The organism is Faecousia sp. (genome assembly GCF_048519415.1).
Classification (GTDB): Bacteria; Bacillota; Clostridia; order Oscillospirales; family Oscillospiraceae; genus JAZOXB01.
Genome location: NZ_DBFZUT010000056.1, coordinates 37814 through 50883 on the forward strand (window position 1 = coordinate 37814; position 13070 = coordinate 50883).

Genomic DNA, 13070 nt, shown 5'->3' on the forward strand with positions numbered 1-13070 from the left:
CCTCAACCGATTCGGGCAAAGTAATGCATCACAGTAGGTCTTCTGGGTCGCGCATCCGGGAGCAAAGCCCCCACGGCCGCTGCCCTGCCTTCTCAGGATCCCCCAATGACCGGCTTTCGCCGACGGGCAGCGGACTCAACGCTCACAGCGACGGTTATCCCAGAGGCGCAGCGCGCCTCCCTCGGGGTATTATCCCCGTTCCCTTGTTTACCCGTATGCCTGACGGGGTCGCCCCGCGCCGTTGCGTACATACGGTCTCTGCAAGCAGAATATTCAGTTCATGCCGCACAGGCTTTGTGCGGACTACTTTGATTATAGACCATGCGGGCGCGCCTGTCAAGCACCGAAATCCGTATTTTTTTAGCGAATGCGGCAACACACACCGGAACGGACTTGACAAAAAAATCGGCCCTTGTTATACTGAGAGCAATGGAAGCTTCAAGTGCTTCCGCTGCCGTCCGGGCAGCGGGAGAGGATAGGGAACCGGGTGAGAATCCCGGACGGTACCGCCGCTGTATGCGCGGAGGCCGCGTGCAGGGCGAAAGCCGGTCATTGGGGAACCCTGAGAAGGCGCGCGCGGCCGTCGAGGCGTGAGTCAGAAGACCTGCTTGGGGAGGCTCTGCCCGCATGGTGCGGGAAACGGGGCATATTGTTGTGCGCAAATGCGGACGCTGCAACGATTGTTGCAGTGTCCTTTTTTTCTGGGGGTCGTGCCATGAGACGGAAAACAATCTGGGGCCGGGTCTGCACGGCCGTGCTGATCCTTTCGCTTCTGGCCGGTGCGGTGGCTGTCGTGTTCACGGGCGGACAGGTGCGCCCGCCCGATCCGCTGCCGGAGCAGGCGCAGGTCCTGCAGCCGGACCGACAGGAGCGCGGCGGCAGCGGCGGCACATCGGACGACGTGCCCCTCACGCAGTCCCCGGAGCCGACGGAGCCGTCCGAAGAGCCGGACGAGACGGAAACGGCCGAGCTATCTACGGAGCCGGACGAGCCGACGGATGCGACGTCCGCCACGCAGACGACACAGACGCCCGAGCCGAGCGAGGAGCCGACGCGCAGCACCGGCGGCGGAACGGAGCCGACGGAGGAGCCGGGTCCTGCCCCCACGGAGGCCCCCGGCCCCGAGGAGCCGCATATCGTGACGGACCTTGTCAGCCGCGTCTGGCGCTCCGGTGAGCTGGACGGCGATACGCTGCGGTTTTATGCCTATGCTGCGGGCAGCGGAGACCTGAGCCTGCGGGTATATTATAAGGAGTCCGGCTCCACCGCAAACAACGGCACGCGCCTTCTGCCGGCGGACGACCGGAACTTCTCCGTCCGCCTTACCTTAAATCAGTCCTATACCTTCTCCCTATATTTATATCGCGACGGCCGCCGCGTCGGCGATGCCGCGGTATACCATATTTCCTACCGCGCAAGGCTCGCAGACGACGATCAGCCCGAGATCGGCGATGCGCCGCCCATCATCACGACGAGCCGCGACGGCCGGACCGATCCCGTCTCCGTGCAGACGATGACGTTCGTCGTCTGGGCGAGGACGGGCACGGACGGTTCACCGATCTACACGAGCCATCTGCAGGTTTCGATGGACGGCGAGCTGCTGACGAACCCGACCGGCAGCGCCGCGTCCGGCTATGAATATGTGCTGCGCTTCTCCGCGCCGCTCGTCGGCGATGAGCGGGAATATACGCTGCGCATCCTTGCGTGGGACGATGCCGGAAATTCCGCCATGCGCACCGTGAAGATCGTCTATCAGACGGTCTCGGAGGGCGACGACATCGGTGAGGCGACCATCCGCATCGACGCCACGACCGTCGGCCTCGGAATCGTCGACGAGGAGACCGTCCGCATCAAACAGGGCGACACGGCCGCGCAGACCGTGCTGCAGATGCTGGAGGACTGCGGCTATGAGGCAGGCTATGACGGCCTTGCGGAAAAGAACGGCGGTTTTTATCTCATGCGCCTGACGCGCGGCGACCTGCTGTTTCGCGCGCAGGTGCCGGAGCGCCTCTGGACACTCATCCAGCGCGACGGCATCTCACTGACGGGCGCGCCCGGCCGCGACAGCCTCGGCCAGCACGACTACACCTGGGGCGCGGGCTGGATGTATGATGTCAACGGCTATTACCCCGGCAAGGGCCTGTCGGAATGGATGCTCGGCGACGGCGACGTGCTGACGCTGCGCTTTACGCTGGCCTGGGGCAAGGATATCGACGGCTTCGGCGCGACGGGCGGCGGCTACGGCGTGCTGTCCAGCTACTGCTATGTCTGGCGCGACGGGCAGGAGATCCCGCTTGGCCACGACTGGCAGGAGACGGCCCGTGTCGAGCCGACGGAGACGGAGGACGGCTATGCGGACTATGTCTGCACGAAGTGCGCCGAGACGCGCCGCGACGTCCTGCCGAAGACCGGAACGGTCGACCCAACGGATCCCACGGATCCCACGGATCCCACGGAGCCCACGGAGCCCACGGAGCCGCCAACGGCCCCCACGGACCCGGCGGAGAACGGAAACGAGAGGAGCATGTTCCTTGAAGCAAATGCGAAATATTCTGATCCTGCTGCTGTGCGCTGCACTGCTGGCGGGCTGCGGCGCAAGATCGGCGCCTGCAAAGGCACTCGCGGGCTGCCGGGCGCTGCTCGGCGTGCGTGAGGGCTTCCTGGAGGGCCGCGCAGCGGAGCTGGCGGGCAGCTCCATCGGAGATTGGCTCGCCATGGCGCTGCTGGCCTGCGGTGCGAACGAGAGCTATGACGCCTATCTTGCCGCGCTTGAGCGGCATGTCACGGAGCGCTATGCCGAGCAGGGCACGCTCGATGCGCTCATGGCGACGGAGTATTCCCGTACGATCCTGACCGTCGCCATGCTCGGCGGCGACCCGGCCGCCTTCGGTACGCGGCCGGACGGCACGACCGTGGACCTGCTGGACGACGGCGTGTGGAATTTTGCGGGCGAGCTCGGCGCGCAGGGCCTCAACGGCCTGATCTTTGCCCTGCTGGCGGTCGATGCCGGGACCTATCCGGAGCCGGAGCGGGCGAAAAACACGCGCGCCGGGATCGTGGAGGCCATCCGCGCGGCGCAGGAGCCGGACGGCGGCTTCGGCCTCGTTTCCGGCGCCTCGGAGGCCGATATGACGGCCATGGCCCTGCAGGCCCTTGCGCCCTACGGCCGGGACGAGACCGTGGAGCGGGCGCTTGCCTGGCTGAAGGATCAAATGCAGCCGGACGGCACCTTCCTGGCCTACGGCGAGCCGAGCGCCGAGAGCTGCGCGCAGGTCCTCCTTGCGCTGGCTGCGCTCGGCATCGATCCGGAGCAGGAATTCGGCAGCGTGAACCCCGAAACAGGCCTTGCAGAATTCCGGAAGGCGGACGGGAGCTATGCGCATCTGCTGACGGACACGGAAGGAAATCTCATGGCGACGGAGCAGGCCATGCTGGCCCTCTGCGCGCTGGAGCGGCTGCCGGACGGCGGCTGCGTATACGAATCGAAATATCGGGAGGCGGCATGATGGAACAGAAACAATATGAGCTTGCGGCGCAGGTGCTCCGCGAGGTGCAGAAGGTCATCCTCGGCAAGCGGGAGATCGTGGAAAAGGTCCTGATGGCCGTGCTGGCGCAGGGCCATGTGCTGCTGGACGATGTGCCCGGCGTTGGCAAAACGACGCTGGCCATGGCCTTCGCACGCGCGCTCGGGCTGGAGACCCGCCGCGTGCAGTTCACGCCGGACACGATGCCGTCGGACATTCTGGGCTTCTCCGTCTATGACAAGCAGGCGGGAGCCTTTTCCTACCAGCCGGGCGCGGTCATGACGAACCTGCTGCTGGCGGACGAGATCAACCGTACCTCCACCAAGACGCAGGCGGCCCTGCTGGAGGCTATGGAGGAGCGCCGCGTGACCGTCGACGGGAAGACGCATCCGCTGCCGCAGCCGTTTTTCGTGCTGGCGACGCAGAATCCCGTCGGCTCGGCCGGAACGCAGCTCCTGCCCCCGGCGCAGCTCGACCGCTTCCTGCTGTGCCTGAGCATGGGCTACCCCGACCGGGAAAGTCAGGTGGAGCTGATGAAGGAGCGCCACCACGCCGACCCGCTTGCGCAGGTGCGCCCCGTGACGGATGCCGCCGCGCTCGGCGGCCTGATGGATGCCGCCGCCATGACGTTCGTGGCGGACCCGGTCTATGATTATACAGCCCGCCTGCTTGAGGCCACGCGCTGCCATGAGAGCCTGCAGCTCGGCCTGAGCCCGCGCGCCGGTCTGGCCCTGTGCCGCGCGGCCAAGGCGCGCGCGTTCCTGCATGCGCGGGACTATGTCCTGCCGGAGGACGTCGCGAAGGCTGCGCCCGATGTCTGTGCCCACCGCCTTGTGCTCGCGCCGCGCGCCCGCCTGCATGACGAGACGGCGCGGTCGGTGCTTGCCGAAATTCTCGAGCGCGTCCCGCAGCCCGCGGTGCGCGAATTCAAAAGCTGATGCGGAAGCGAATGCTGCGCGCCTGGCTGCTGTGGCTGCTGGCGGCGGCCTGCTGTGTGCTGGCCTTTGCTTTTACCCATGCCGGGGCAGCGCTGGCCGCGCTCTGCGTGCCGGTGCTGGCGGCGCTGGCGGGATTCGTCGTGCTGCGGTGCAGCAGGCTGCCCGCGCTTTCGCTCCGGCTCCCGGCAGGCGGCCGGAAGGACGGCATGATCTCGGGCGAGATCGCGGCCTCCCGCCGCGCGCCAGGCCGCGTCCTGTGTCGCATCGAGGTGCGCAATGACCTGACGGGCGAAACAACGGAATTTTTCGCGGAGGAGCGCTTCTCGTTCCGCGCCGAACACTGCGGCCGCCTGACGGTCCGCATCCGCAGGGCCTGGCTCCTCGGCCTGCCGGGCCTGTTTGCCCGGAAGATCCGGACGGACGCGGCGGCGCATGTCACGGTCCTGCCGGATACGTTCCCGGCCTCCGTCCATGTGACGATGCCGGAGGTGCAGAGCCCGGACAGCGACACCAGCAGCCCGGACCGCCGCGGAAGCGACCTGACGGAGCCGTTCCGCCTGCGCGAGTATGCGCCGGGCGACAGTCTTCGCCAGATCCACTGGAAGCTCTCGTCCAAGCTCGATCGCCTCGTGATCCGCGAGCCGGGCATGCCCGCTGCGCGCACGCTGCTCGTCTTCTGGGACCGCAGCGGCGATGCCGCCGCGCGCGATGCGCAGGCGGAGGCCGTGTTCTCCGTCTGCCAGAGCCTGAGCGAGCAGGGGTATGCCTATCAGCTCGGCTGGCCCGAGGGCGGCACGGCCCGCTTTGCGGAGGCAGGCTCCACGGAGGAGCTGCTGCGCGATCTGCCGCTGCTGCTGCGCGGCGGCGCGGAGCCTCTGCAGGAGACCGGGGCGCTGCGCGGCTTCGGCAAAATTCTCTACTTTACGGCCTCGCCGGACCCGGTCTGGCGCAGCCTGACGGCGGGTGCGGAGCCGGTCCTGCTGCTGTGCGGCGTGCCGGAGCAGCCGGATGTCCGCTGCATCTGCTATACCAAAGAGGACTATGCTGCCGCGCTGCAGCAGCTGGAGCTTTGAGCATGAAACGAACGAACGGTTTTCAACTGGAACGTGCCCCTGCCGGGGGGCAGACTCTGCCGCCGTGGGCGGCCGCGCTGTGCGGCGGCCTGTGCGCTGCGGGGGCGCTGACGCTGCTGGCGGGGTCCTTCCCCGTGCTGCCCGCGTGGGCGGCCCTGCTGCTTGGCCTGCTGCTGGGGGCCGGGCTTGCGCTCCTGCCGCAGCGGGCGTGGCTGACGCCTGCGCTCTGCGGCGCGGCGGCGCTGTTCTGCCTGTGCGCCCATGCGCCCGTCACGGCGGGCCTGCGGCAGCTGGCGGACTGCGTGCGCCGCTGGCTGACGGCGCGGACCGGGTACATCTATTTGACATCTTCTGGCGGAATGCGGCAGGGCCTCTGGGCCTTCCTGCCGCTCGGCTTTCTTTCGGCGCTGGCCTCCGGCCGCTGCGCCCGGCGCGGGAGCGTATGGTTTGCGGCCGTTTCGCTGCCTCTTGCGGCGGTCGGCTGCGCCATTGGGCTGTTCCCGTCGTGCTGGGGCCTGCTGCTTCTGGCGGGCGGCATGACGGCCCTGCTGCTGTTCCGCACGGACCGGGGACGGACGGCGGCCCTGCTGCTTGCGGGCTGCCTGCTGCTCAGCGCGCCGCTCGGACTTCTCTCCCTGCCCGAGAGCGGGGCAGCGGCAGCGCTGGCCAGCGGGCTGCATGCGCTGCGCTATGATGCGGCGGCCAACTCCATGCCGGAGGGCGATCTGCACGATCTTTCCGCGTGGGAAAAGAACGGGACGCCCGCGCTGCGCGTGACGATGGAGCAGCCGCAGCGGCTTTACCTGCGCGGCTTTGTCGGCGAGGTCTATACGGGCCGGAGCTGGCAGCCGCTCGATCCGCAGACGCTGGCGGACGAGGCCGGACGCTTCTACTGGCTGCATGAAAAGGGCTATTATGCCCAGAGCGCCGTCGGGACTGCGGCGGTGCTCGCCGGGCAGACGCAGGTGCAGACCGTCACGGTCACAAACCTGTCTGCCTGCGGCGCGCAGGCCTATCTGCCGACGGGCCTTGCGGACAACGCCCTGCTGGAGCCGGACCGTATCGGCGACCGCGCGGCGAAAGCGCCGGGGGAAACGTATTCCTGTTCCTGCGCCGTCGGCGGCCTGCGCGACTGGTATGCCGCGCAGCAGGCGCTGGCGGACGATCCGGACGGCGCGGCGCAGTGGCTCACGCTGGACGGGGGCTACCGGGCATTTGCCGAGGCACAGTTCCTTGAGCTTACGCCGGAGGCGGCCGGAGCCGCGCAGGCGCTGCTGGGGAGCGAGATGCAGGGGAAGACCCTGCCGGAGATCCTGCAGGCCATCCGACAGACGCTCACGGAGCACTTCGTCTATGACGAGAGCGTCTCGACGCAGAACGGGACGCAGGACTTTTTCCAATATGTGCAGTCCGTCACCGCGCGCGGCTACAGCGTGCATTATGCGACGGCCGCCGTGCTGATGCTGCGCTATTGCGGCGTCCCGGCGCGCTATGCCGAGGGCTACTACCTCTCCGGACAGGATGCGGCCTCTGGGGAGCAGACGTTTGAACTGGATGAGACGCACGCCCATGCGTGGGCGGAATATTATTTGACCGGCGTGGGCTGGGTCCCGTTTGAGGTCACGCCGGGCTATGTAGAGGCCGAGGACCTCGGAGCAGGCGGCGAGGCGGGTGGAAAGCAGTATGAAAACACGCAGCTGCCGCCCGTTGTGGAGCAGCCGGAGCAGCAGGCCCCGCAGGAGGAGACGCAGCGCAGCTTCCGCTGGTGGCTCGCCGCGATCCCGCTTGCCGCGGCCCTCCTCGCGCTCGTCCTGTGCCAGCTCTGGCGCAGACGCCGCCTGCACCGCCGGATCGCGGCCATGGCGGCGGACGAGCCGCGCGAGGCCGTGACGCAGCTCTATGGCTACGCCGTGTTCCTGTTGGCACGAACCGGCGCGGCCCCGTCCGCAGGGCTGGAGCAGGCCCGGCAGGACAATGCCGAGGCCATGTTCAGCGGCCACGATATTCCTGCGGAAAAGGCCGCTGCCATGCAGCACTTCGTGCAGGAGACCCTGCAGGCCTGCCGCGCAGAACGGAACCTGTTCCAGCGGTTCGCGGACCGCTGGGTCCATATCTGGTATTAGGTTTGAAGGAGGCAATGCTTATGAAGTCCATTCGATTTCTTGCCCTGCTGCTGTGTGCAGCGCTGCTGCTTCCGCTCGTGCCCGTGCATGCGGCGCAGAGCGGCGGGAGCTTCTATCTGACGGCCTCCACGGCCGGGCAGACGCTCATTGAGCCGGTCGCCGTGCCCTATGCGGCCGGGCAGACCATCCGGGATGCCCTGCGCGGCAGCGGTTATGCCTTCGGCGGCATCGATACCGCGTTCATCACGGACATCGAGGGCGTCGCGGGAAACTTTACGGTCTATTATGACGGCGGCGCGTATTCGCTCGATGCGATTGCCAGCCCGGAGACCGTGACGGCCGTCGTCTTCTCCGAGCGTGAAAGAGGCTTTCCGGCCCTGCTGGACGCCGTGACGGAGCTTGCCCGCTTCCGGGAGCGCACGGACCATGTGCAGAATTACCCGGCGGCGCAGCAGGCCTATGCGGCGGCGCTGTCCGCCCTGCGGACGGCGGACGAGGCGGGCCTGACGACGCTTCTTGCCGCACTGCGCAGCGCCGTGGCGGAATACGAGGCCATTCTGAACGGCACAAAGTACCCCGTGACCTTTACGGACACGGCCGGGACGGCCGCGCAGCTCACGCTGACGGACAGCTATGGCAATGTGACGCAGGTACAGGGCCTGCGCGCCGAGGTCGTGGCAGGGGAGTACACGTTCAGCCTGTCTGACGGCGGCGCGAACCGCGTCGACGGCACGCTGACCGTGGCAGGCGCGGTGGAAAAGCAGGTCGCGCTGCCGACGGGCGACTGGTTCGGCACGATCCGCCTCCACAATGCGTCCGGCGCATCCGCGGGTGCCTATCCCGGCACGCAGGATGAGAAGACCCATACGGCACAGTTCCGCGTGGAGGACTTCCGCACGCTGGCCTATCTCTATGCCGAGCGCGGGGTGGATGCCCCTGCGGACGCGGCGCTCTACAGTTGCTACATCGGCCAGAACGGCAAGGACTACGGCGACGGCAGCCAGCCCTCGAACCGCAAGAGCTGGTCGAGCTATCAGACGGCGCTCGTGTCGCTGCTCACGGCCGGGATGACGGACTGCGAGGTCCGGCTCGAGGCCCGCAGCGCTTCCGGCGCGGACATGCGCATCCAGTCCTATACGCTCCGCCTGCACCGTGTGCCGACGCTCGCGTCGCTTGCCGTCTATGGCGAAGGTACGCGCCTGCCGCTGGACTTTGACCCGGCCGGGACGGACTATGCGGTGACGACGGTCTCCGACCGCCTGGTGATCGAGGCGGCCTCGTTCGACACGGAGGGCTATTCCGTCACGGTGAACGGCGGCACGTCCACAGAGGTCCCCGTCGGGACGATCACGGTGCAGGTAGCCCACACGAACGGAGAGCGCACCGCCTATACCATTGCGGCGACGAAGGTCGACTCCGTCGAGGTGCGGATCACGGTGCCCGCGGGAACGGACACTGCCGTCTTCAATGCGGCGGACAGCGAGATCGCGCCCGTCGGCAGCGGGACCTACCGCCTCATCCCCGGCGAGCGCTATACCTGGATCACGACAAAGCAGGAATTCTATCATGCGGCGGGCAGCTTTGAGGCCGCTGCCGGTCTCACGGTGCAGGCGTCGGAGCCGGACACGACGGACCGTCTCAGCGCGCTTGCCTCCTACAGCGCGCGCAATCCGAAGAACGGTGTGAGCTATGAGAGCGACGTGCCGTTTTCGGCGGCGCAGCACCGCTATACGCTGACGGTGCCGGATGCGAACTCCACGTTCTATCTGCAGGCGACCCCGACGGGCGGCTATGCCGTGAAGGCGCGCTACCTCCGCCAGACGACGAACACAGACACGAACGGCACGCAGGCGGAAATCAACGTCACGGCGACCGTCAATCCCGCGAAGACCGCCACGGCCTGCGGCCAGAGCCTTGCGGCGAGCGGCTATTCCAACACCGTGACGCTGCGCCTGAGCCGGACGGCGGGCAGTGTGGAATATTATCAGGACTACACGCTGCTGCTGCGCCGCCGCCTGACGCTGGGCGGGCTCAGCGCCGCCGTGGACGGCGTAACGCTGAACCTGCTGAATGCGAAGGGCGAGGCGCAGAGCTTTGACCGCGATGTGACGGAATACTGGACGCGCGTCGACGTCAGCGCCCGCACGCTGGACTTCACTGCCTCGTTCCGCAGCCTGCCGACGGAGACAAACCCGAACAGCGGCGGCTATCTTGCGGACATCAACGGTACGACGTATGCGGAAGCGCCGTCCGCCGCCCTGACGCTCGATCCGGAAAAGACCGCAGAGGATGTGACCGTGACCGTGCACCATGCAGATGCGGCGGCGCTCCCGGCGACCTATACGCTGCATGTGCAGAAAACGGAGCCGACGATCGTGACGTTCGTGACGGAGCCGAAGGACGCGACCGTCTTCCTGACGAATGAGCAGTCCGGGCGGCGCGCGGAGCGGGCCACAGACGGCAGCTTCGCCCTGACGCCGGGCGACCGCTACACCTATACCGTGACGGCAAAGGGCTATGTCGGCACGACTATCCAGCATTACACGGCCCCGGAGCAGGCGGAAACGGTCCGCGTCACGCTGCAGAAGGCGGCGGAGAACACGGGCCTGCAGCAGCTTCCTGCCCAGTGGCCCTCGTTCCGCGCGGATGCCTATAACAACGGCGTCATCGACGCCAGAACGCCCGTTTCCTCGGAGAATACGGTCCTCTATTGGGCCACGCAGCTCGGCAGCGGCTATTCCTCCGATGCCTGCGGCTGCCCGATCATCGTGGACGACTGCCTGTATACCTACGGCGGCGAGACGATCTACAAGCTCGACAAGCGCACGGGCGAGGTGCTTGCGCAGGGCAAGATGGACCACAAGTCCAGCTTCGCCATCAACTCGCCGACCTATGCCGAGGGCATGATCTTCGTCGGCCTGGCAAACGGCTGCGTGCAGGCGTTCAATGCCGTGACGCTCGAGTCTCTGTGGCTGTACGAGGACCCGCTCGGCGGCCAGCCGAACTGCCCCATCACCTATGAGGACGGCTATCTCTACACCGGCTTCTGGAACCGCGAGGACGGCAACGCAAATTTCGTTTGCCTGACCGTGACGGATGAGGACCCGGCGAAGACGGATGAGAGCAAGCTGGCCTCGTGGACCTACACGTCCCGCGGCGGCTTCTACTGGGCGGGCGCTTACGCCTGCAAGGACTTCGTGCTCGTCGGTACGGACGACGGCGAGGCGGGCTACACGACGGGCCATGCCCGCGTGCTCTCGTTCGACCCGCGCAGCGGCCGTCTGCTCGGCGAGCTGACGCTGCCGCAGACGGGCGACCTGCGCAGCTCCGTGACCTTCGTCCCGGACAGCGAGGGCGGCCTTGCCGGTACGGCCTATTTTACGACGAAGGGCGGCTATTTCTACGGCCTGCATGTCGAGGCCGACGGCACGTTCACGGAGGGCTCGCTGCGCGCGCTCAAGCTGGCCAATTATGCCAACGATCCGAAGAACCCGGCCATGAGTACCTGCACGCCGACGATCTATAACGGCCGCGCCTACATCGGCGTGTCCGGCACGGCACAGTTCGGCGCGTATTCCGGCCACAACATCACGGTCATCGACCTTGCTTCGATGTCCGTTGCCTATTCCGTCCGCACCCAGGGCTACCCGCAGACGAGCGGTATCCTGACAACGGCCTATGAGGCGGAGAACGGTTATGTCTACGTCTACTTCTTCGATAACTATACGCCGGGCAAGCTCCGCATTCTGGCCGACAAGCCGGGCCAGACCGCGCCGGTCCTCATCACGCAGGAGACGGACGAGAGCAGCGGCAAGCATGTTACCTATGACACACCCTATGTTCTGTTCACGCCGAGCGGCGCGCAGGCGCAGTATGCCATCTGCAGCCCGGTCATCGATGCGGACGGCACGATCTACTTCAAGAACGACTCAGCCTATCTGATGGCTGTCGGCAGCACGATGGACCGGCTCGAGGTCACGGCGCAGCCGGAGAAGACGGTCTACCATGTCGGCCAGACGTTTGAGGCCGCCGGTATGCAGGTCACGGCCGTTTGGCACAATGGTGTAAGGACGGATGTGACGAAGCTCGTGCAGTGGTCGACGGACCCGCTGACACTGGACGACAACGACTTCCAGATCACCTATTCCCATGTGCTCTATCAGGACCGTGACGGCGCGCCGGGCACGGCCTATGCGGCCCCGGTCGGCCTTGCGGCGCTCGATGTGCGCAAGCACATTTACGACCGTGTGGAGACCACGCCGGAGGGCCACCGCGGCACCTGCAGCTACTGCGGGCAGACGGACGAGGCATTCCAGCCGCATGAATTCGTCTGGGTCATCGACCGTGAGCCGACGGAGGAGGAGACCGGCCTGAAGCATGAGGAGTGCTTCTGCGGCTACCGGCGCAGTGAAAACACCGAGATCCCGAAAAAGGAGCATGAGCACACCTATGTGGCCACGGTCGTCGCGCCGACGTGCACGGAGCAGGGCTACACGCTGCACACCTGCCCGTCCTGCGGCGATACCTACCGCGACGCCTGGACGGACGCGCTGGGTCACAGCTGGGATGCCGGGCGCGTAACGATCCCCGCAGCAGAGGACACGGACGGCGAGCGCACGTTCACCTGCACGCGCTGCGGGGCCGAGCGCACGGAGGTCATTCCGAAGACCGGCGAAACGCCCTGCGACGGCGGCGCGAATTGTCCGGGCAGACGCTTCACGGATATGCCGGCAGCCGGGCACTGGGCACACGCAGGCATCGACTTTGCCCTGAAGCAGGGCCTGTTCAACGGCATGTCTGCCACGACGTTCGAGCCGGACGGAAGCATGACGCGCGCCATGCTCGTCACGGTGCTGTGGCGTCTGGACGGCAGCCGCGCACCCGCCGGGCGGAACACGTTTACTGACGTGCCGGGCGGCCAGTGGTTCACCGATGCGGTGACCTGGGCGGCGGAAAACGGCGTGGTCAACGGCGTGGGCAGCGGGAAGTTTGAGCCGGACGGCCGCGTGACGCGCGAGCAGATCGCAACGATCCTGTTCCGCTATGCCGCAAAGCGCTATGATACCTCCGCGCGGGCGGATCTGTCCGTCTTCCCGGATGCCGGACGGGTGAGTGCCTATGCACGCGAGGCACTGGCATGGGCCAACGCTGCGGGCCTTGTGAACGGCACGGACAACGGCTTCGGCCTGATCCTCGACCCGCAGGGCGACGCGACCCGTGCACAGGTTGCCGCCATTTTGATGCGGTATGTAAAAAATATCGTTCGCTGAGATGACGGCAGCGAGAAAACCCCGCAGGAGAAAAGCCTCCTGCGGGGCCGTTTTATATCCTGTAAGGCGGTCGGTTGACCCGGCTGTAAAATGGTTTTCGTAACGAAATGTAAAATTATATAAGCTCCGAAACATATGGAAC

General features: G+C 66.7%; 5 protein-coding genes and 2 riboswitches. All 5 genes read left to right on the top strand.

What is annotated here, in order from left to right; translation table 11 throughout:
• Positions 1 to 14: 14 nt before the first annotated feature.
• A riboswitch (cobalamin riboswitch) is annotated at positions 15 to 251 on the bottom strand.
• Between the two features lie 172 nt (positions 252 to 423).
• Positions 424 to 627: riboswitch (cobalamin riboswitch) on the top strand.
• An 88-nt stretch (positions 628 to 715) separates the two neighbouring features.
• The 5 genes from ACMKFF_RS05990 to ACMKFF_RS06010 all read left to right on the top strand — a co-directional run bounded on the left by ACMKFF_RS05990 (position 716) and on the right by ACMKFF_RS06010 (position 12928).
• Positions 716 to 2653, top strand: coding sequence for a hypothetical protein (locus tag ACMKFF_RS05990; RefSeq protein ID WP_419496374.1), 1938 nt, complete (start codon positions 716 to 718; stop codon positions 2651 to 2653).
• Positions 2654 to 3505: 852 nt separating this feature from the next.
• Positions 3506 to 4462, top strand: coding sequence for an AAA family ATPase (locus tag ACMKFF_RS05995; RefSeq protein ID WP_419496375.1), 957 nt, complete (start codon positions 3506 to 3508; stop codon positions 4460 to 4462).
• Positions 4463 to 4473: 11 nt separating this feature from the next.
• A complete protein-coding gene (locus ACMKFF_RS06000; RefSeq protein WP_419496376.1) occupies positions 4474 to 5535 on the top strand; it encodes a DUF58 domain-containing protein in 1062 nt (353 codons plus the stop codon).
• Positions 5536 to 5537: 2 nt separating this feature from the next.
• A complete protein-coding gene (locus ACMKFF_RS06005; RefSeq protein ID WP_419496377.1) occupies positions 5538 to 7658 on the top strand; it encodes a transglutaminase-like domain-containing protein in 2121 nt (706 codons plus the stop codon).
• 20 nt (positions 7659 to 7678) lie between these two features.
• Positions 7679 to 12928, top strand: coding sequence for an S-layer homology domain-containing protein (locus tag ACMKFF_RS06010; protein ID WP_419496378.1), 5250 nt, complete (start codon positions 7679 to 7681; stop codon positions 12926 to 12928).
• Positions 12929 to 13070: the final 142 nt, after the last annotated feature.